Origin of the sequence: Paraburkholderia polaris (assembly GCF_012927345.1) — a bacterium.
In the GTDB taxonomy this organism is placed as follows: Bacteria; Pseudomonadota; Gammaproteobacteria; order Burkholderiales; family Burkholderiaceae; genus Paraburkholderia; species Paraburkholderia polaris.
Map to the genome: position 1 here is coordinate 1 of NZ_JABBGJ010000053.1, position 20,040 is coordinate 20,040.

15 protein-coding genes and 4 pseudogenes are annotated in these 20,040 nt (G+C 60.9%); 11 read left to right on the forward strand and 8 right to left on the reverse strand.

The window, feature by feature from the left end:
- Positions 1–266, forward strand: a pseudogene (locus HHL24_RS36670) (IS3 family transposase); the annotation flags it as partial.
- 32 nt (positions 267–298) lie between these two features.
- On the opposite strand, the pseudogene HHL24_RS44325 reads toward HHL24_RS36670, so the two are convergent.
- The 4 genes and pseudogenes from HHL24_RS44325 to HHL24_RS36690 all read right to left on the reverse strand — a co-directional run.
- Positions 299–454 (reverse strand): annotated as a pseudogene (locus HHL24_RS44325) (GNAT family N-acetyltransferase); the annotation flags it as partial.
- Between the two features lie 109 nt (positions 455–563).
- Positions 564–2,000, reverse strand: a complete 1,437-nt coding sequence (locus tag HHL24_RS36680; RefSeq protein WP_169490148.1) for an MFS transporter — start codon at positions 1,998–2,000, stop codon at positions 564–566.
- Between the two features lie 259 nt (positions 2,001–2,259).
- Positions 2,260–2,475: a hypothetical protein gene (locus HHL24_RS36685; protein WP_169490149.1), complete on the reverse strand. Its 216-nt coding sequence runs from the start codon at positions 2,473–2,475 to the stop codon at positions 2,260–2,262.
- Positions 2,476–2,573: 98 nt separating this feature from the next.
- Positions 2,574–3,455 (reverse strand): isocitrate lyase/PEP mutase family protein, encoded by an 882-nt coding sequence (locus HHL24_RS36690; protein ID WP_169490150.1) that lies wholly within the window; start codon positions 3,453–3,455, stop codon positions 2,574–2,576.
- Positions 3,456–3,815: 360 nt separating this feature from the next.
- Between HHL24_RS36690 and HHL24_RS36695 the strand changes: the two are divergent.
- The 4 genes and pseudogenes from HHL24_RS36695 to HHL24_RS36710 form a co-directional block, all read left to right on the forward strand.
- A pseudogene (locus HHL24_RS36695) lies at positions 3,816–4,359 on the forward strand (sigma 54-interacting transcriptional regulator); the annotation flags it as partial.
- Positions 4,360–4,396: 37 nt separating this feature from the next.
- Complete coding sequence (gene ahpC / locus HHL24_RS36700; protein WP_169490151.1) at positions 4,397–4,960, forward strand: alkyl hydroperoxide reductase subunit C; 564 nt, start codon at positions 4,397–4,399, stop codon at positions 4,958–4,960.
- Positions 4,961–5,112: 152 nt separating this feature from the next.
- A complete protein-coding gene (gene ahpF / locus HHL24_RS36705) occupies positions 5,113–6,705 on the forward strand; it encodes an alkyl hydroperoxide reductase subunit F (protein WP_169490152.1) in 1,593 nt (530 codons plus the stop codon).
- A 362-nt stretch (positions 6,706–7,067) separates the two neighbouring features.
- A complete protein-coding gene (locus HHL24_RS36710) occupies positions 7,068–8,222 on the forward strand; it encodes an alkane 1-monooxygenase (protein WP_169490153.1) in 1,155 nt (384 codons plus the stop codon).
- 87 nt (positions 8,223–8,309) lie between these two features.
- On the opposite strand, the gene HHL24_RS36715 is transcribed toward HHL24_RS36710, so the two are convergent.
- Both HHL24_RS36715 and HHL24_RS36720 read right to left on the reverse strand, forming a co-directional pair.
- A complete protein-coding gene (locus HHL24_RS36715) occupies positions 8,310–8,723 on the reverse strand; it encodes a DoxX family protein (RefSeq protein ID WP_169490154.1) in 414 nt (137 codons plus the stop codon).
- A 69-nt stretch (positions 8,724–8,792) separates the two neighbouring features.
- Positions 8,793–9,518 carry a pirin family protein gene (locus HHL24_RS36720; RefSeq protein WP_169490155.1) on the reverse strand — a complete coding sequence of 242 codons (726 nt, stop codon included), beginning with the start codon at positions 9,516–9,518 and terminating at the stop codon, positions 8,793–8,795.
- 135 nt (positions 9,519–9,653) lie between these two features.
- Between HHL24_RS36720 and HHL24_RS36725 the strand changes: the two genes are divergently transcribed.
- Complete coding sequence (locus tag HHL24_RS36725; protein ID WP_169490156.1) at positions 9,654–10,544, forward strand: LysR family transcriptional regulator; 891 nt, start codon at positions 9,654–9,656, stop codon at positions 10,542–10,544.
- Positions 10,545–11,232: 688 nt separating this feature from the next.
- Here HHL24_RS36725 and HHL24_RS36730 read toward each other — a convergent pair.
- Positions 11,233–12,249 carry a 1-aminocyclopropane-1-carboxylate deaminase gene (locus tag HHL24_RS36730; protein ID WP_169490157.1) on the reverse strand — a complete coding sequence of 339 codons (1,017 nt, stop codon included), beginning with the start codon at positions 12,247–12,249 and terminating at the stop codon, positions 11,233–11,235.
- A 160-nt stretch (positions 12,250–12,409) separates the two neighbouring features.
- Here HHL24_RS36730 and HHL24_RS36735 point away from each other — a divergent pair, with 160 nt between their 5' ends.
- The 5 genes from HHL24_RS36735 to katE all read left to right on the forward strand — a co-directional run bounded on the left by HHL24_RS36735 (position 12,410) and on the right by katE (position 17,982).
- Positions 12,410–12,952: an Lrp/AsnC family transcriptional regulator gene (locus HHL24_RS36735; RefSeq protein ID WP_169490158.1), complete on the forward strand. Its 543-nt coding sequence runs from the start codon at positions 12,410–12,412 to the stop codon at positions 12,950–12,952.
- Positions 12,953–13,087: 135 nt separating this feature from the next.
- The gene (gene msrB, locus HHL24_RS36740) at positions 13,088–13,600 is read left to right on the forward strand and encodes a peptide-methionine (R)-S-oxide reductase MsrB (protein WP_169490159.1); all 513 of its coding nucleotides are present in this window, start codon (positions 13,088–13,090) and stop codon (positions 13,598–13,600) included.
- Positions 13,601–13,619: 19 nt separating this feature from the next.
- Entirely contained in the window at positions 13,620–14,363 is a 744-nt protein-coding gene (msrA, locus tag HHL24_RS36745; protein WP_169490160.1) for a peptide-methionine (S)-S-oxide reductase MsrA, read from the forward strand.
- 418 nt (positions 14,364–14,781) lie between these two features.
- A complete protein-coding gene (locus HHL24_RS36750) occupies positions 14,782–15,678 on the forward strand; it encodes a MipA/OmpV family protein (protein WP_169490161.1) in 897 nt (298 codons plus the stop codon).
- A gap of 192 nt (positions 15,679–15,870) precedes the next feature.
- Positions 15,871–17,982, forward strand: coding sequence for a catalase HPII (gene katE, locus HHL24_RS36755; RefSeq protein WP_169490162.1), 2,112 nt, complete (start codon positions 15,871–15,873; stop codon positions 17,980–17,982).
- 128 nt (positions 17,983–18,110) lie between these two features.
- On the opposite strand, the pseudogene treF reads toward katE, so the two are convergent.
- Positions 18,111–19,915 (reverse strand): annotated as a pseudogene (treF, locus tag HHL24_RS36760) (alpha,alpha-trehalase TreF).
- Positions 19,916–20,040 lie beyond the last annotated feature (125 nt).

Sequence of the window (20,040 nt, forward strand, 5' to 3'; positions counted from 1 at the left end):
CTGCCCGCGCCTGGGTGCAGCGCTTCGTGCAGTGGTACAACGAAGAGCACTGCCACAGCGGCCTGAAGTATGTGAGTCCGGGGCAGCGGCACCGCGGCGAAGCCGACGAGCTTCTGGCCCGACGGCGTGCGCTGTACGAAGACGCGCGCCTGCAGAACCCCGCACGCTGGTCAGGTGCCATCCGCAACTGGCACCTGACAGACGCGGTCTATCTGAACCCGGAGCGAACCCACGCCTCGGCCGGAATGTATAAGCACGCAGCGTAACGGTTCACGCGACAACTACCTTGACACACACCGTACGCGCCGAAACATAGCGACCCTTCAATCGCCCGGTCGAACGTCTCGCGTGGCATGCCCTTTGCCCATGCCGTCTCTTGCGAGAGGAATGCGTAGATCATCTCGATGTCGAGGTCGGCCTTGTTGCTCGAAACCGTCAGCTCGTTTGCTTGCACCGCGTGTCTCCGCTAGTTCAGACTAAGCCACTAAAGGATGCGGCGCCGGTTGGGCGCCGTCGCTTCAATTCCGCTTGAAACGCTTCCATCCAGTCCGCTCGTTGTGCGCTCAGCTCTTCGCCGGGTCTTCGGCGCCGCGCGAACCGCCGCCGATGCTTTGTCCGGCGTCGTGCGCAAGGCCCATGTAGCCGATCACCGATACCAGCGTCAGCACACCGGCAAACAGAAATGCAAGGCGGAAGTCGTCAAGTGTGAAAACGCGGCCAGTCGTCTCGCCGTTGAAGAATGCCGCCGCGCGCAGCGAGACGGCGCCGAACGCGATCCCCAGGCCGATTGTCATCTGCGCCGCGGCGCTCCACAGCGTGCTGGCCGCGCTCATCTGCGGCTGAGCGACGTCGGCGTAAGCAAGGGTGGCGAGCGTCGAAAATTGCATCGAACGCGCCACGCCGTAAATGAATACGACGAACAGAACCAGCACGAGCGGTACATTTGGCGTCAACAGCCCGCAGGCAATGATGAAAACACCGGCCACCGTCACGTCGATAATCGACACCATCCGGAAACCGTAGCGTTGCAAGATGCGTGTGGTCAGTGCCTTCATGCCGAGATTGCCGAGCGCGCTCGCGAGCAGCAACAGGCCCGACTTGAACGCCGATAACCCGAAACCGACCTGGAACAGCAGCGGCATCAGATAGGGCACCGCGCCAATGCCGATGCGGGTGAACGAGCCGGTCACCACCGTCACGGAAAAAGTCGGGATTTTCAGGGTGGACACGTCGATCAGCGGATGCGGATGACGTTTCGCATGCTGGAACGCCACCACGCCCATCAGCAGCCCGCCGGCGATGACCGCGCCAGCCACCCAGGGATTCTCGCCGGGCTGGCTCGCCAGTTCGGCGCCATACAGAATCGCCGTCAGTGTCGTGGCGCTCAGCAGCAGGCCGACGACGTCGAGCGGTTTGCGTTCGGTGCCGCGCAGGTTTGGCACCAGCGCGAGCGCAATGGCCATTGCTGCCAGGCCGAACGGCACGTTCAGCAGAAAGATCCAGCGCCACGACGCATAGGTGGTGATGAAGCCGCCCACCGGCGGTCCGACCACCGGTGCGGCGATCGCCGGCCAGGTGATGGTCGAGATCGCCTGCATCATGCGGCTCTTCTCCGTGTTGCGGACCACGATCAACCGGCCCACCGGCACCATCATCGCGCCACCCATGCCTTGCAGCAGCCGCGCCGCCGTAAATTCGGCCACGTTCTGCGACAAACCGCACAACACCGAAGCCACCGTGAACACGCCGATCGCGCTGAAGAACACCGTGCGCGAGCCGCAGCGGTCGGCGACCCAGCCGCTCGCCGGGATGAAAATCGCCAGCGCCAGCATATAAGCCGTCATGCCGAGGCTCAGGCTGTTCGGCCCGACGCCGAACGAGTGCGCCATCTGCGGCAGCGCGGTCGCGATCACCGTGGTGTCGAGGTACTCCATGAAGAAGGTGGCAGCCACGATATACGGCAGCCAGCCGACATGTGAATTGCGTGCGCCGCCGGTCATTGGGCCTTCCCCATCGCACTGCGCGTGGATTTGCTCAGGCCGCCACCGTGCCGGCGCGTATCGCGAGATGGTTTTGACCTCATGTCCTTGCGACTACCTTTCGAAAACGTGTTTCCGGCATTTATATATAGACAATCAACGAGATAGCGGCCCATACGGTGACGTACCCGTAAAAATATGGCTCATGGCCGCTAGCCTTGAATCGTAACGCAACAGACTCGGTTGTACCGCCGAGGATTGCAGTAGTCAGTGCATAAGGCTAGCCGACGGCCCGGGTGCGGATGCGCGCCGGAAACATTTCGGTCTTCGCCAGCATGTGAACGGAAGTAAAGCCGCTCTGTATGTCGAGCGCGGCGAGCGACAGCATAAACGCGACGAAAGGATCTTTGGTGTAGCTCAACACGGTGACGAGCGGCGCCGAAAATAGCGTGCAGCGAAGGCCGAAGCAGATCGGCAGCCGGCGTCGGCCGAACACATCGGAAGCGAAGCCGAAGAGCGGCTCGTATCGGGTGCAATCGACATCGGGCCGCCAGGCTTTCCGGTTGTGATGGACTTGCGCGCTGTCTATGCGGCTCAGTCCTTCGCCGCGTAGTCCCGGTCGAGCTTGTCGTACAGCGGCTTGTTCACAAGGCGCTGGCGTTCGCTGAACGGCGCGACCAGGGTGGCGTCTTCATCGAGTCGGCCGTTGCTCTTCAATGTACCGAGCGCGCGCTGCATGCCGAGCACCGCGCCCTGCAGCGCCGCGTTCGCGTACAGCACGATGCCGTAGCCGAGTTTGGCGAGCGCTTCACGCGATTGCACCGGCGTCTTGCCGCCGATCACGATGTTGATCAGTTGTGGCTTGTCGAACAGCCCCGGCAGGCGCTCGATATCGGCGAGCGATTCGGTCGCTTCGATAAACAGGATGTCCGCACCGGCCTCGATGAAACGATGGCCGCGCTCGATCGCGTCTTCGATACCGTGGACCGCGGCCGAATCGGTGCGCGCCATGATCTGCAGATTGCCGTCTTCGCGGGCATCGACGGCCGCGCGGATCTTGCCGACCATCTCGCTCGTGCTGACGACTTCCTTGCCGGCGAAGTGGCCGCATTTCTTCGGCATGACCTGGTCTTCGAACTGGATCACGTCGGCGCCGCTGCGCTCGAGCACACGCACGGTCTGGCGCACGTTCAGCGCGTTGCCGAAGCCGGTGTCGGCGTCGACGATCAGCGGCAGCGCGACCGCGTCGCGAATCCGCGCGCAATGCTCGGCGACTTCGGCGAGACCGATGAAGCCGAGGTCGGGCAGCCCGAGCGACATGTTGGTGACGCCCGCCCCCGTGATGTAGATCGCCTCGAAACCGGCGTCTTCAATCACGCGCGCGCTCATCGCGTTGAAGGCGCCCGGCACGAGCAGGCCCTGGCGTTGGTTGACTTTGGCGCGGAAGGCCGCGCGGCGGGTAGCGGAAGTGGTCATAGCTGTGTGTCTCCAGATGGGAAAGTGGATGATAGAACGTTGAGCCGAACTTGCAGGAAGCATGCCATTCGTCAGCTCTCAGGATTTGTGCCGAACAATCAGCGGGTTAGGCAGGAAGGGGGCGGCGGCGCGGTTCATGACAGAATGCCGGAACGTTCCATGAAACGATCCGTGGAGCGTTCCAGTCATAGTGAAGCGTTGCAATGTCCACTTTCACGTCGTCCCTTGACAATCTCCATGCCGGCCTCCCGGGCGTTGCTTTGGTCAGTATCAGCCGGTTGCAATCGCTTGGCGAGACGGTGCGCCGCGTTACACCGGCCGCGCCAGGTTCTTTTCGGTCCGGGAAGGGTGTTGCAGTAGCGCGACGTCATGAAGCTCGGCTCCGGGCGCGCGCCCCCTGTCGACGTGCGGCTGATTGCCGCCACGCATCGCGATCTGCACGCGCTGGTCGAGCAGGGCGCGTTTCGCGCGGATTTGTATTTTCGTCTGAACCCGCTTCGGATAGAATTGCCGCCGCTGCGCGAAAGACGCGTTGGCGCGCGCCGCGATTTATGTGAGTGATTCGGCAGGCGTTGGCTGGCAAGACCTGCAGGCGGTGTTTCCGCAATTCGGACGCATGCAGCAGGCGGCGGGAGTCAAAATGCCGCGGGCTTCGCCTGAGGCAGCAGTAGGCACTCCGGTCCACATGTCACCCACCCGCGAGGACGCTTTACGGGCCCTCGAACAAGCCGGCGGCAATCGCGCCGCAGCAAGCCGGGGACTTGGAATCGGCCGCACGGCCCTCTGGCAGTTCATTAAGGGCTGGTGCGGTGCAATAGTCGCCACCCGGCCGACAAATAGTGTCAGACTATCGCCGTCATTAAAACACTCTGCTTTACCTATTAAGCGCTGTCTGACATACTGACTCTACTTTCCAACCACTCAGAAAGAGGACTCAGTAAATGCCGATCATCAACAGTCAAGTCAAACCGTTCAAGGCACAGGCCTATCACAATGGCGATTTCCAGACCGTCACTGAAGAAAGCCTGAAGGGCAAGTGGTCGGTTTTCGTTTTCTACCCGGCTGACTTCACCTTTGTCTGCCCGACCGAACTGGGCGACCTGGCCGATCGTTACGCCGAATTCAAGAAGCTCGGCGTCGAAATCTACAGCGTGTCGACCGATACGCACTTCACGCACAAGGCATGGCACGACACGTCGGACACGATCCAGAAGATCAAGTACCCGATGCTCGCTGACCCGACCCTGGCAATCTCGCGCAACTTCGACGTGCTGATCGAAGAAGAAGGTTTGGCACTGCGCGGCACGTTCGTGATCAACCCGGAAGGCGAGATCAAGCTGGCCGAAATTCACGACAACGGCATTGGCCGTGACGCTGGCGAACTGCTGCGCAAGGTGCAAGCTGCGCAATACGTCGCAGCTCACCCGGGTGAAGTTTGCCCCGCCAAGTGGACGCCGGGCGCTGAAACGCTGACCCCGTCGCTCGACCTGATCGGCAAGATCTAAGGTCTAAAAGCCTCTCGCAGTAAGCGCCTCACGGCGCATTGCCGTGCGGACCGCTTCTTACAGCGGTTCGCGCGTGCCCGGGCTGCGCGCCTCCTATCCGGATGCGCGCGGCGCCCGGGATCCAACACCCCTCGTCACGGAATCGAATAGCCATGCTGGACGCCAATCTCAAGACTCAGTTGAAATCCTACCTCGAAAAGGTTAGCAGGCCTATCGAGATCGTCGCCTCGCTCGACGACAGCGCGAAATCGCAAGAGCTGTTGGCATTGCTGAACGATATCGCGACGTTGTCGGAGCGCGTCACCGTGATCGAACGTCGCGGCGACGATGAGCGCAAGCCGTCGTTTTCGATCGGCGAGCCGGGTAAGGAAACGGGCATCCGTTTCGCCGGCATTCCCATGGGGCATGAATTCACGTCGCTCGTCCTCGCGCTTTTGCAGGTCGGCGGCCATCCGGTCAAACTCGAAGACGCGGTGATCGAACAGATCCGCAGTCTCGACGGCGACTATCAATTCGAAACGTATTTTTCGCTGTCATGCCAGAACTGCCCGGAAGTCGTGCAGGCGCTGAACGTGATGGCGCTGCTCAACCCGCGCATCCGCCACGTGGCGATCGACGGTGCGTTGTTCCAGAACGAAGTCGAAGCGCGCCAGATCATGGCGGTACCGACCATGTTCATGAACGGCGAAGTGTTCGGCCAGGGCCGCAGCGGCGTGAAGGAAATCCTCGCGAAGCTCGACACCAATGCCGGTGCGCGGGCGGCTAAGGAACTGGAAAAGAAGCCGGTGTTCGATACGCTGATCGTCGGCGGCGGCCCTGCGGGCGCGGCGGCGGCGATTTACTCGGCGCGCAAGGGTATTGCAACGGGTGTCGTGGCGGAACGCTTCGGCGGCCAGGTGCTCGATACGCTGGCGATTGAGAACTTCGTCTCCGTGACGGAAACCGAAGGGCCGAAGTTCGCCACGGCGCTCGAACAGCACGTGAAGAGCTACGAAGTCGACATCATGGACGTGCAGCGCGCTGAAGCGCTGATCCCGGGCCGCATCAACGAGGTGCGTCTGGCGAACGGCGCGGTGTTGAAGGCGAAGACGGTCATTCTGGCGACTGGTGCCCGGTGGCGCGAAATCAACGTGCCGGGTGAGCGCGAGTACCGTAACCACGGCGTGGCGTACTGCCCGCACTGCGATGGTCCGCTGTTCAAGGGCAAGCGTGTTGCCGTGATCGGCGGCGGCAATTCGGGCGTCGAAGCGGCGATCGATCTCGCGGGGATCGTGCGTGAAGTGACGCTGTTCGAATTCGGCGGGCAACTGCGTGCTGATGAAGTGCTGCAACGCAAGCTGCGCAGCCTCGCCAACGTGACGATCGTCACGCAGGCCCAGACTACGGAAATCACCGGCGACGGCAAGAAGGTCAACGGTCTGGTCTACAAGGACCTGCGTTCGGGCGAAACGAAGCGCATCGAACTCGAAGGCGTGTTCGTGCAGATCGGTCTCGTGCCGAACACCGAATGGCTGAAGGGCACGGTCGAATTGTCGAAGCACGGCGAGATTGTCGTCGATGCACGCGGCGCGACGTCGGTGCCGGGCGTGTTCGCCGCCGGCGACGTGACTACGGTCCCGTTCAAGCAGATCGTGATTGCAGTGGGCGAGGGCGCGAAGGCATCGCTGTCCGCGTTCGATCACCTGATCCGCAGCAGCGATACGGATGAAGTGGTGAGCGAAGCGGAAGCTGAAATAGCAGTTTGATGTGGTTGTGTGAATAGTGGACGGCGGCCTTCGGGCCGCCGTTTTTGTTTGCGGTTGAGACCGCACCGCAGGTCAACGCAGGCTTCGCTATCTGGTGATCTCGACTGGTCACGAAGCCTGCGCCCTCAAGTGCACCGCAGCAAGCCAGCAAACACCCGTTTCATTCACCCGCTCGAAGCCCACCCCAAACGCCGCAACAACGGCCCCTTCGTTTGGAGCCTCCCACCTAGGCCAATTCCTTGGCTATCCCACCCGTCAGGCCATATAAATCTGGGAGTCGGGCAAGGTCCCGCCGACATGCGTCCTGGCTAGCAAGCACACAGCTTGCTGACACCAGACGACATAAAACAAGGAGGGAGACAATGGCAACATCGCAAGCGGCCCCCGCTCGGTGGGTCGACGGCAAGCGCTATCTGTGGTTGCTCGGTGCACTCACCATCACCTTGCCACTGCACGCCGCCAATCTGGCGTTGCAGACCGGTTGGCATATTTTCTGGTGGTTTGGGCCGATTTTCGTGTTCGGCATTATTCCGCTGCTCGACTATCTGATCGGTGATGATCCGAGCAATCCGCCAGAAGACGTCGTCCCCACGCTCGAACGAGAGCGCTATTACCGCCGCGTGGTTTATCTCGCCACCTTCATCGAATACCTGTCGTTCTTCGGCGCGTTGTGGATCGTCGGCACACATGCCCTGACGTGGTACGACTATCTCGGCTTTGCGCTCTCGCTGGGCGCGGCGACCGGCGTGTCGATCAACACTGCACACGAACTTGGCCACAAGACCGATGGCTTCGAACGATGGCTCGCCAAGATCACGCTGGCGCCGGTCGCCTACGGTCATTTCTTCGTCGAACACAATCGCGGGCACCATGTGCGCGTGGCGACGCCACCCGATCCGGCGAGCGCGCGCTACGGCGAATCGTTCTGGCGTTTTCTGCCGCGCACGGTATTCGGCAGCATCGCGTCGGCGTGGCGCCTCGAGAAACATCGGCTCGAACGCCTCGGCAAATCGCCATGGACATGGCGCAATGAAGTCCTGCACGCGTGGGCCATGACCGCGGTGCTATGGGGCGCGATGATCGCGTTGTTTGGCAAAACGGTGATTCCGTTTCTGCTGATTCAGGCGGTGTACGGCGCCTCGCTGCTCGAGGTGGTCAATTATCTGGAGCATTACGGGCTCGGCCGCAAGCAACTCGCGAGCGGTCGTTATGAGCGCTGCCAGCCGCAGCACTCATGGAACAGCAATCGCATCGTGACGAATCTGTTTCTGTACCAGTTGCAGCGTCACGCCGATCATCATGCGAATCCGACGCGCTCTTATCAGGCGCTGCGTCATTTCGACGGCGCGCCGCAATTGCCCTCCGGCTACGCAACGATGATCATGCTCGCGTATGTGCCGCCACTTTGGTTTCGTGTGATGAATCCGCGCGTGGTTGCGCATTATCAAGGCAATATGGCGCAGTCGAATATTCGGCCGGCAATTCGTGAGCGCGTGTTGGCGCAGTTTGCCGGCTAGCGCGCTTCGCTTCATGCAAAGAAAAATCCGCCTGGCCAAGACCGGGCGGATTCTTTGTGGCGCTTATCGAATACCTGCAGTGCAGCCTTAACGCCGGTCGAGCGAATACTTGCCGGGCCCGGTGATGCTCAACAGGAACAATCCGCCCATGATGCTGACGTTCTTGTAGAAGTTGATCATGTTTACGTACTGCTCCGCACCCGTCATGTTCCAGTAGTGGTGGCCGATGATCGCCGTGGCCAGCGTATAGATACCGAGCAGCAGTGCAAGCGGCCGCGTATAGAAACCGACAACCAGCGCAATGCCCACCACAAACTCCATCACCACGGCGATGATCGCCGACAGTTCCGGAATCGGCGCGCCGGTCGACGTCATATAAGCGACGGTGCCTGAAAAGCCGGTCAGCTTCGACCAGCCGAACATCACGAACAGCACCATCATCAGGATGCGGGCGACGAGAATGCCTGCGTCTTTCTGGTTTTCAAATAGCGTATAGCGCATGATTTTTCTCAAAAGGTAAGGAAGGGAGCGGCTCGCCGCAAACTTCGCCGCGAGCCAAGCTCAAGCCAGTTAAGCCCAAAACTCGGACATTTCATTGTTACGCAGATCGAACACCAACACTTCCGCGTCGTGACCTTGCGTGAAGGTCAGGGCTTCTTCGCCGCGGACCCGCGCGCCGTCGCCTTCGCCAAGTTCGATGCCGTTTACCGTGACGCTGCCGCGCGCAACCTGAATATAAGCATAACGATCACTTGCCAGCTCGATGCGCGCAGTTTCGTCACCGTCGAAAAGACCGGCATAGACCCGCGCATCCTGTTGCAGTACCAGCGAGCCGTCCGCTCCGTCCGGTGACAACACGAGACGCAACACGCCGCGCTTCTGGTCCGCGCCAAAATGACTTTGCTGATAGCGCGGCGCGGTGCCTTTCTGCGCCGGTGCAATCCAGATTTGCATGAAGTGCACGGGCTCGCTCTTCGAATGGTTGTATTCGCTATGCGCGACGCCGGTTCCCGCGCTCATCAACTGGATGTCGCCAGGCACGATCACCGAGCCGGTGCCCATCGTGTCCTTATGTTCCAGCGCGCCTTCCAGCACGTACGAAAAGATCTCCATGTCACGATGCGGGTGCTTGCCAAAACCTTGGGCCGGTGCGACACGGTCGTCGTTGATCACGAGCAGGTCGGAGAAGCCGTTCTGCTTCGGGTCGTGATAGCTCGCGAAGGAAAACGTATGACGCGAGCTGAGCCAGCCGTGTTCCGCGCGGCCGCGTTGATTGGCGTGTCTGATATCGAGCATCGTATTTCTCCTTGGTTCTGCTGTGCGATCCGGTCAGATGTTTGGCCGCGATCCATGAACGACAGTGTAGGTCAATCTGAATGGCTATAATCGGATGCAAACAGGAAACACTGTCTCGCTGAGGTGGACAATACAATGCAACTCGATGATATGCGGATCTTCGTCGCCACGGTCGACGCCCATAACTTCACCGCGGCGGCAAAGCGGCTGGCGCTGTCGAAGCAGTTCGTCAGCCGGCGCGTGATGGCGCTGGAAGAGGCGCTCGGCGTGCAACTGCTGATCCGCAACACGCGCAAGCTGGCCGTGACCGAACTCGGTCAGGAGTTTTACGAGCGCGCCAAACGCATCCTGGGCGAAGTGGCAGACGCCGAGCAGGCGATGTCGCTGCGCCGCGCCGGACCACGTGGGTTGTTGCGGGTCAGCGCGCCGATGTCGTTCGGGATGATGCATCTATCGCCATTGGTGGCGAGCTTCCTGCGCGAGCATGGCGACGTGCGTTTCGATATGGAGTTGAGCGATCGCACCGTCGACGTGGTGGGCGAGGGGTTCGATATGGCGATCCGGATCGGCACGTTGCCGGATTCCACACTGATCGCGCAGAATCTCGTCGATGTCAGGATGGTGGCGTGTTGTAGTCCGGGGTATGTGCGGCGGCGTGGGGCGCCTCTTCATCCCGCCGATCTGGCGAGGCATTCATGTCTGTTGTATGGGCATGGTGGGGCTGTGAGTTGGGATTTTGTTGTTGACGGTGTTTCGAAGGGGTTTGAGGTGCATGGGCCGCTGCGGGCTAATAATGGGGAGCTGATTCGCGATGCGGCGGTGGCCGGGTTGGGGATTGTTCGGCTTCCTGATTTTATTGTTGCTGATGCACTTAATGGCGGGCAGCTGGTGACCGTTTTGGAGGAGTTCTTGCCGACGGCGGCTACGGTTTATGCGGTCTATCCGCAGCATCGGCAGAGCTCTGTCACGATTCGGTTTTTTGTGGAGTTTTTGAGGAAGGGGTTGAGGGAGGGGATGGGGTTTTGATTTTGATTTTGGTTGCCTGCGCGGCGCTTGCTGTCTGTTTGCCTGGGGCGTTGGCCTTTCCTTGATTTGTTATTGGTTTATTAGTGTCGCCCCTGTGCGGGGCAGGCACCTACTTTTCTTTGCCGGCCGTGTATAGAGCGGGGACATGATTGACATACGTGCGGGGACATCATTGACACTTTATGGTCATTGATTTTCGCTCCTCAGGTCAAGGGTAAGGATGCGATGGTGGGCAAACCAGAATTCAAATACGCCGTCTTCTCCCGGCTTTGCGCGAGCCGCGACTGGCAATCCATAGAGTGCCTTGGAGACCTTCAGGTGCCGTCCCTCAAAGCGTAACTGGCCATTTGCCTTGACCCGCAGCACCACGTCAGCTCGGAGCGGGGAGTGGCGCATCTGGAATCTGTGTTCTCGCACATTCGGCGTCAGTGACAAGGGCGTCATTCTTCCGGCGTCGCTGCGCGCGCCGAAGCGTACTTCTAAAACCGGCCGCCGTGTTCGAGTCTTTGGCTCCGCCAGTTCAGCGCTATCTCGAGGGGCGGCGGCGGACTTTGTTGCGGCAGCCTATTCGCCGTCCTTCGCTCGCGGGCGTACCGCCGCTTACCCGTGCCGGAAAATGACGCGGTATCCGTTTGGCGCCGGGACGCCACCCAGGTGCGCGTGCAACACTTGCGCCGCCTTCTACCGCTTACCCGTTCCGGAAAATGAAGCTGTAGCCGTTTAGCGCCGGCACGCCACCCAGGTGCGCGTACAACACCCGTGAGCCCGCCGGGAATTCGCCGTTTCGCACCATGTCGATCATCCCGTGCATCGATTTGCCCTCGTATACCGGGTCGGTCAGCACGCCCTCGAGTCGCGCGCATAGACGGATCGCCGCCAATGTTCCTTCGTTCGGCAAGCCGTATTCGGGTCCTCCGTAGCGCTCGTCCAGGACCACGTCCTTGCCGGTGATGTCGCGATCCAAGCCGACCTTTTCTGCGGTCTGCTTCGCGATTCGCGTGATCTGCTCGCGCGTCTGCGCAGGTTTTGCGGATGCATCGATGCCGATTACGCGATCGGCGCGTCCGTCGGCGGCGAACCCCACTACCATGCCGGCCTGGGTGCTGCCCGTCACAGAACACACCACGATGTAGTCGAATTTGAAGCCCAACTCGGCTTCCTGCTGGCGTACCTCTTCAGCAAAGCCGACGAAGCCGAGGCCGCCCAATGGATGGTCTGAACAGCCGGCCGGGATCGCGTACGGCTTGCCGCCCGCGGCACGCACGCTCTCCAGGGCGTCCTCCCAACTCTTGCGAAAGCCGATATCGAAGCCGTCGGCGACCAGCCGGACGTCGGCGCCCAGAATGCGCGACATCTGGATGTTGCCGACCCGGTCGTACACGGCGTCCGAATAGTTGACCCAGTTCTCCTGGACCAGCACACACTTCATCCCCAGATGCGCGGCAACAGCCGCGACCTGGCGGGTCTGGTTCGACTGGATGCCGCCAATCGACACCAGCGTGTCACAGCCCTGTGCCAATGCCTCGGGAATCAGATACTCGAGCTTGCGCGTCTTGTTACCGCCGAAGGCAAAGCCACTGTTACAGTCCTCGCGCTTCGCGTACAAATGCACCTTGCCGCCCAGGTGGGCGCTCAAACGCTTCAGTGGCTGAATCGGCGTGGGCCCGAAAGTCAGTGGGTAGCGAGGGAATCGTTGCAGGTTCATGGCAGCTCCGAATTGGTAGGGTCGACGCGAGCAGCAAACTGTCGCGCTAAACAAATGGTAGGGAAAAGCGCTGGAAATGAGCTTGCAAAGAAATTGCGTCCGGCATACTTTTAAAAGTATTCGATACACATTGACTTAACAAAAAGCCGAATATGAAGCGATGAGCACAACAAAAGTTCGTGGTACACCAGTCACTGCTGCCGGAGCAGCCGCCACAGCCGCAACGGCGGAAGCTGACCTGTTTCACGCGCTCGATCGCATCGACCGGGCGATCCTGCGTCAGCTGCAAACCGACGCGTCGATCTCGAACGTCGCGCTCGCGGCCAAAGTCAAACTGAGTGCGCCGGCGTGTCTGCGGCGCGTCGAGCGGCTAAAGGAATCGGGACTGATTCGCGGCGTCGTGGCGTTGATCGACCCCAAGGCGGCCGGGGCGGGCATGCTGGTCATCATTGGCGTGGTGCTGGATCGGTCCATGCCTGAGTCGTTTGCCGAGTTCGAAAAAGCGGCGCAGAAAGTGGCGGGGTGCATGGAATGTCACGTCGTGACCGGCGAGTTCGACTATTTCATGACGATTCGCACCCGCGATAGCGACAGCTTCAACCGTCTGCACGCGGAGCAGTTGCTCTATCTGCCGGGTGTCCGGCAAATCCGCTCGTTCATGGTGCTCAAGGAAATCCTGTCGACCACGAAATTTCCGCTGTAACCGCCGCCTTCACGCAAAAAGACGCGCATGCTGTCATAAATCCCCTTGCTGGCCGACTAAGTGTCAGGACCACTCGCGGGCGGCGCGACCAGCGCCTGAACGGGTGAACGGTACGGACTTTCCGGGACGATCATCATGGCTTGCAGCAGACGAAGTTTCTTCAGGTTAATTGGCGCGGTGTCGCTCGCCGGCAGCACCGCGGCATGGCGTACGGCAAGCGCTGCGGAGTTGGGCGCAGCGGCGGCCTACGAGGTCGTGCACAGTGATGCCGAATGGCACAAGCTGCTCACGGAGGCGCAGTACCGCGTGCTGCGCGACGCAGGCACGGAGCGGCCATTCAGCAGCCCGCTGAACGACGAACACCGCGCCGGCACATTCGCGTGCGCCGGTTGCGCACTGCCGCTGTTTTCGTCGAAGACGAAGTTCGATAGCGGCACCGGCTGGCCGAGTTTCTGGCAGCCGCTGGATCACGCCGTCATCACGCATACCGACAAGTCGTTCGGCATGACTCGCGACGAAGTACTGTGCCGTCGCTGCGGCAGCCATCTGGGTCACGTATTCGACGACGGCCCCAAACCGACCGGTCTGCGCTATTGCATGAACGGCCTGGCCCTAACTTTCGCACCCGCCTCGCGTGGCACGAGCTGATCGAATCAGGACGAACATCATGAACATCGAGAAACGCATCATCGGTAAACCGGGCCGCTCGCGCCGAGCGGCCGTCGCGCTTTCGGTCGGGCTCGGCGCGCTAGCGCTGCTGCTGGCGCAACGCGTGGCTTTTTCGTCGGAAGCAGGGATAGTCATTGCGCCACCCGCACTCGACGAGCCGATCTCCGCCACGACCGCGCACGAAGAAACCGCTGTGTTCGCGGGCGGCTGCTTCTGGGGCGTGCAGGGCGTGTTCCAGCACGTGCGAGGCGTCACGAAGGCGGTATCGGGTTATTCAGGCGGCCAGCGCGACACGGCGCAGTACGAGACTGTCAGTGGCGGCGACACGGGCCATGCGGAATCCGTGCAGGTCACGTTCGACCCCACCAAGGTCACCTATGGGCAGTTGTTGCAGGTTTACTTCTCGGTGATTCAGGACCCGACCGAGTTGAACCGCCAGGGACCGGACAGCGGCACGCAATACCGTTCGGCGGTGTTCCCGCTGAATGACACGCAACGACACGTCGCGCAAAGCTACATCGCGCAACTCGACAAGGCACACGCCTTCCCGGCGCCGATCGTCACGAAAACGGAACCGTTCAAGGGCTTCTATCCGGCTGAGTCGTACCATCAGAACTACCTGACCTTGCATCCGAACTCCGCTTATATCGCCATCAATGACATGCCGAAGGTCGCAAACCTGAAGCGTCTGTTTCCGAATCTCTATCGCGACAAGCCTGTGCTGGTCGAAGCGGCGCAGTAAAACGGCGAGCGCCGCGCCAGCGGAAATCTTCCTTCTCCGGCGCCGCATCGCGCGGCGCCGGGCGCTTTTTTGTGGCTGTATTCTGCCTGTCACCATCGCCGCGGTACGCTTGCCAGCGTCCGTCGGTCTGTCCTTGCGTTGCTCCGATTCGAGCTGGCTCTCCAGCGACCAGGCCCGCATTTTGCACAGGAGCGTGCGTCGGCTAATCTTTCGCACGTCTATGTTCGTACAAATGCCCAATATACGGGGCGGTACCAGGTTCGGATAGTGCGTTTTGCCGGGCAATGCGTGTCGTCTGCTGAAAGAATTACATGCCGCGCGTACCAATGCGGCGGTCGCCCGGATGTAGCGCAATCCATTGCAGACGGCGGGTGAGAACCTAAACCTCTTCGCGATACGCGAGAAATGGAGGCTCCTGGTGTTGAACAGCCGTAGAAAGCGAATCGGCAAGATTCGCAATAAACAAACAAGCGTCGCCGCAACATCTCTGGTCGCCGTGACCCTCGGCAGTATCGGCGTTTTGCCGGGTTCGGCCTTGGCGCAAACCCCTTCGCCGCTGGGCGAATGGCAGTACTCGGTAGGCATTCCGCTGCAGAAGATGTGGCAGCCGGATATTCCGGACTGGCAGGTGCGCATCGGCGCGGCGACGTCGTTCCAGCCGCGTTATGAGGGCTCCGACCGGTATCACGTGATGGCCGGTCCGAGCATCGACGTGCGCTACAAGGACCTGTTCTTCTTTTCGAGTGGCGAAGGCCTTGGGGTCAACTTCGCGCAAGGGCAGAACTGGCGCGCGAGTCTTGCGGCCGTCTACGATCTCGGGCGTCGCGGCCATGACGATCCGGAGGAGTTGAACGGCCTCGGCAACATCAACCCGGCGCTGGGCGCCAAACTCTCCGGGGAATATGTCGTGTCGAAGGATTTCCCGCTCGTGCTGCGCGCCGACATCCGACGCTATTTCGGCGGCTCGAACGGCTGGATCGGCGATCTCGGCGCCTATCTGCCGATGCCGGGCAGCACCAAAAAATTCTTCTGGTTCGCCGGGCCGAACGTGACGCTCGCGGACTCCACCTACATGAACAGTTGGTACGGTGTGAATCAGAATCAGGCGGCGCACTCGCAATACTCGCAGTATCACGCGAGTGCCGGTTTCAAGTCGGTGGGTTTCGGCATTAGCGCAGTGTGGCTGTTCGACAAGCATTGGTTTGCGACTGCCGACGGCGCATTCGAACAACTGGTCGGCAGCGCGGGCAATAGTCCGATTACCCACAGCAGGGCCACCGGTGTGGCCGATATCTCCATCAACTATCGCTTCTGATGCAGAGGTTCTCTATTTGACGGTATGGATGCCGGCGCGTGATTCTGGCGCGCCGCTTCTTGAGTTCATGAGCTTGATCCATCAGAAACAGTAATACGCATTTAAGCACTCGCGGGTACATCGTTTGCTGTTTCGTTATGGTGCGTTAGATCGGATATCCCCCGGCGCGCCCAAACGCAAGGAGCAAATCTCATGGCAGGTAAAACGAATCCGCAGAAACCCGCAGCGAAGCCCGAGCACGCTAATGATCCGAAATCGAAGGATCTCGAACAGTTTCGAGTCAGTCCCGACGGCGAGGCGCTGAGAACCAATCAGGGCTTGAAGATCGCCGACAATCAGAACACGTTGCGCGCCGGCCCACGCGGCCCCTCGCTGCTTGAAGATTTCATCATGCGTGAGAAGATCACGCATTTCGACCATGAGCGTATCCCCGAGCGCATCGTTCATGCGCGAGGCTCTGCGGCGCATGGAGTGTTCCAGGTGTACGAGTCGATGAGCGAGTACACCAAGGCGGCTTTCCTGCAGAACCCGAACGAGCAGACGCCAGTCTATGTACGTTTTTCGACGGTGCAGGGCCCGCGCGGTTCGGCCGATACCGTGCGCGACGTGCGCGGCTTCGCAGTGAAGTTCTACACGCAGGAAGGTAATTACGATCTGGTCGGCAACAACATGCCGGTCTTTTTCATTCAGGACGCCATCAAGTTTCCGGACTTCGTGCATGCGGTAAAACCGGAAGCGCCGAATGAAATGCCGACCGGCGGCTCCGCGCACGATACCTTCTGGGATTTCGTTTCGCTCGTGCCCGAGTCCGCGCATATGGTGCTGTGGACCATGTCGGACCGCGCGATTCCGCGCAGCCTTCGGACCATGGAAGGCTTCGGCATTCACACGTTCCGCTTCGTGAATGCGCAAGGCAAGGCGCGTTTCGTCAAATTCCATTGGCGCCCGGTGTTGGGCTCATATTCGCTGCTGTGGGACGAAGCGCAGAAGCTGGCCGGCAAGGATCCGGATTTCCACAGGCGTGACTTGTGGGAAGCGATTGAAAGAGGCGACTTCCCCGAGTTCGAACTCGGCGTGCAGATCATCGAGGAACAGGATGAGCACAAGTTCGACTTCGACCTGCTCGATCCGACCAAGCTGATTCCGGAAGAACTGGTGCCGGTGAAGATCATCGGCAAGATGACCCTCAATCGCAATCCGGACAATTTCTTCGCCGAAACCGAGCAGGTTGCGTTCCATCCAGGCCATATCGTGCCGGGTCTGGACTTCTCGAACGATCCGCTGTTGCAAGGGCGTTTGTTCTCGTACACCGATACGCAGATCAGCCGCCTGGGAGGACCGAACTTCCACGAGATTCCGATCAACCGGCCGGTATGTCCGTTCCATAACAATCAGCGCGATGCGATGCACCGCCAGACGATCAACGTAGGGCAGGCCTCGTACGAGCCGAATTCGGTGAGTGGCGGCTGGCCGAAGGAGACCGATCCGGCGCCGTCAGATGGTGGCTTCGAAAGCTACCCGGAACGCGTGGAAGGCAACAAGATTCGCGTGCGCAGCGAGTCGTTTGCCGATCATTTCTCGCAGGCCGCGATGTTCTACAACAGCATGTCCGAGCCTGAGAAAGATCATATCGCCGCGGCTTACCAGTTCGAACTCGGCAAGGTCACCAAGCCGGAGATTCGCGCGCGCGTGGTCAACGAGATTCTGGCCAATTTCGATGCGGGGCTTGCGGCGAAGGTTGCCGACGGTCTCGGTTTGCCGGCGCCGAAGAAGGGCACGGCGAAGCTCAAAGGTCCTAAAGAGTCGCCGGCACTGAGTCTGCTCAATCGCGCGAAGCCCGGCATCAAGACCTGCAAGATCGCTTTGCTAGCCGCGCCGGGTTCCGATGGCGCCGCGATCAAGAAGCTGCAACAGGCGCTGCAAGGCGAGGGCGCGGTGCCAATGTTGATCGCACCGACGCTTGCTGCTATCGACGGCATGGCGCCGGACGCAACGATTGCCGGCTTGCCGTCGATCATGTTCGACGCCGTAATCGTGGTGGGTGGTGAGGCGGGCGCGAAGCTGCTGGCGCAATCGGGCGATGCACGGCATTTCGTGCTCGAAGCGTTCAAGCACCTGAAGGCGATTGCTGCCATCGGCGCGGGGCGTGACGTGCTGGCTGCGGCTCACTTGCCGGCCAATGCCGATGGCGTGGCAACCGGTGACGACAAGCAAGCTGCCGAGGTCCTGAAGACCTTTATCAAGGCGGCCGAGCAGCATCGGGTGTGGTCGCGTGCCGAGCAGGCGGAGACGGTGCCGGCATAAGCACCACGGCATACTTGAGGATCAGGTTTTTTTAAGCATTCAGGCTGTTCAAGCAGCCGCGTCGCTTAAGCGAAACTGGCCGGTGTGAACCGGCCAGTTTTTTCGCGCTAAAACGATGAAGGCGTTGATTACGGATTCACCTGTGTCTCATGTAGCCGATGCGTATTCTTGGGCGCCACGGCAGCGGAAGCGGCCGCCGCCGACACGCCCGCGGGACCTTCAGGAATATCGCTTGGGCGTGAGGCCTGCACCGTCTGCGGATAGAGCACGAGCAGGGCGCGCAGCACGCCATTCGTCCAACCGAAGCCATCCTGCAACGGATATTCACCTCCGCCCGCGGAGACGCCGGGCGTTGCAGCATCGACGTCATATTTCTCGACGAGCTTGCCGGTGTGCTGATAGTAGGAGACGTTGGTCCTGATCCAGCGCGTCGCGATGGTTTGCGCGAGCGCCGGTTCGCTATAGCGGCGCAAGCCGATCACCGCCAGATACTGCAACGGCGCCCACCCGTTCGGGGCATCCCATTGCTGGCTGCTATTGACTTGCGTGGTGGCAAGACCGCCGGGCCGCAGCAATTCGCGCTGCAGGGTGGCGGCGACGGTCTTCGCCTGCTGACGGCTCGCTACACCCGTATACAACGGGTAGACCGTGGCGGCGGTAAGCCGGTGCGTGAGTGTGCGATGCACGAAGTCGTAGTCGCCGAACGCTTTCAATTGCGGATCCCACAGCACGCGCCGAATGGCATCCGCGCGCGTGGCGGCACGCTGCTCCATATTTTCCGCCTGCGTGACGTCGCCGCGCAGACGGTACGCCTTCGCCAACGTGCGTTCCAGATCGGCCAGCAGGCAATTCAGATCCACGGGCACGAGCGAGGTCACGTCGACGGTTGCCAGCGTCTTGCCGTCCGCGAACCAGCGCGAGCTGAAGTCCCAGCCGGTTTCGCCGCCTGCGCGCAGATTGCGCCACAGGTCGGCGGAATCGCGTTGGGGTGTTTGCTGTGCGGTGACGACGTCTTCGCGATACGACTCGTCGCGGGGTACTGCGCGTTCGTCCCAATAGCGGTTGAGCAGCGTGCCGTCCGCGAGGCGCACGACATGCCGGCTCGCCCGGCCTGCGGGGAGGCCGTCGCTGCCATTCATCCAGTAGGCGTATTCGCGCTGCAATTCAGGCAGGTATTGCGTATAGACGCTGTCGCCGTCCTTCTCGGCGACGAGCCGCACCATCTGCGCGAAGAAAGGTGGTTGCGAGCGGCTTAGATAGTAGGTCCGGTTGCCGTTCGGGATATGCCCGTACCGATCGATCAAGGTCGCGAAGTTTTTCAGTTCGTCGACGACCAGGGCATGCTGCCCGCTTTGTTCCAGACCGAGCATGATGAAGTACGAGTCCCAGTAGTGATCTCATCGAAGCGATCGCCCGGCACGATGTACGCATACGGCAACGGCAACAGCGACGACCACGGGCTTGCCGTTGCATCCGGCTCACGGCGCAGGACATTCCAGAGCGTATCGATGTGACCGACCACATCCTGATTCGGATCGGAGACGTACGCTTTCGTCGTGCGCGTGGGCAGTATGAAATTGCGCTTCACGAAGTCGCCGAGACTGAAATTGGGCTGCTGCCTGGCCGCCTCATAAGTGGCGGCGATTTGCGCGGGCGGTGAAAGCGGCACCATATCCGCGAAGGTTTTGCTGTCCGGATAGAGGTGCGCGAGTTCGACATCGCGATACAGCGTCGGGTACTGCTCCGACGGCGGCACGGCCACAACCGGCGACGCTTGCGTGGGCGGCTCCACGCGCACGGTGGCGGCCGGGACGCTACCGTCGACGGCAGGCACGTCAAGCGGCTGAACTGCCCCCGCGAAAGAGGCGTGCCAGAGCAGTGCGGCGACGAGGGCGGTACGAAGATGAGTGCAAGCGAGAGTGGGATAGGTCATCGGCTACCGGCAAGTGTGAGGGCGTGAACGAAGCGGGGCTGTTGGATTCCTCTCACGATTGACTCGCATTAGCACCGCAAAGTTGCGCACGCTCGCACACAATAAGCCCAGCATGGGCGACAGCA

Excerpts from the sequence above, each read along its gene's own strand:
- HHL24_RS36680 (WP_169490148.1), bottom strand. The coding sequence starts at position 2,000 with ATGACCGGCGGCGCACGCAATTCACATGTCGGCTGGCTGCCGTATATC.
- HHL24_RS36690 (WP_169490150.1), bottom strand. The coding sequence starts at position 3,455 with ATGACCACTTCCGCTACCCGCCGCGCGGCCTTCCGCGCCAAAGTCAAC.
- ahpC (WP_169490151.1), top strand. The coding sequence starts at position 4,397 with ATGCCGATCATCAACAGTCAAGTCAAACCGTTCAAGGCACAGGCCTAT.
- ahpF (WP_169490152.1), top strand. The coding sequence starts at position 5,113 with ATGCTGGACGCCAATCTCAAGACTCAGTTGAAATCCTACCTCGAAAAG.
- HHL24_RS36710 (WP_169490153.1), top strand. The coding sequence starts at position 7,068 with ATGGCAACATCGCAAGCGGCCCCCGCTCGGTGGGTCGACGGCAAGCGC.
- HHL24_RS36715 (WP_169490154.1), bottom strand. The coding sequence starts at position 8,723 with ATGCGCTATACGCTATTTGAAAACCAGAAAGACGCAGGCATTCTCGTC.
- HHL24_RS36720 (WP_169490155.1), bottom strand. The coding sequence starts at position 9,518 with ATGCTCGATATCAGACACGCCAATCAACGCGGCCGCGCGGAACACGGC.
- HHL24_RS36725 (WP_169490156.1), top strand. The coding sequence starts at position 9,654 with ATGCAACTCGATGATATGCGGATCTTCGTCGCCACGGTCGACGCCCAT.
- HHL24_RS36730 (WP_169490157.1), bottom strand. The coding sequence starts at position 12,249 with ATGAACCTGCAACGATTCCCTCGCTACCCACTGACTTTCGGGCCCACG.
- HHL24_RS36735 (WP_169490158.1), top strand. The coding sequence starts at position 12,410 with ATGAGCACAACAAAAGTTCGTGGTACACCAGTCACTGCTGCCGGAGCA.
- msrB (WP_169490159.1), top strand. The coding sequence starts at position 13,088 with ATGGCTTGCAGCAGACGAAGTTTCTTCAGGTTAATTGGCGCGGTGTCG.
- msrA (WP_169490160.1), top strand. The coding sequence starts at position 13,620 with ATGAACATCGAGAAACGCATCATCGGTAAACCGGGCCGCTCGCGCCGA.
- katE (WP_169490162.1), top strand. The coding sequence starts at position 15,871 with ATGGCAGGTAAAACGAATCCGCAGAAACCCGCAGCGAAGCCCGAGCAC.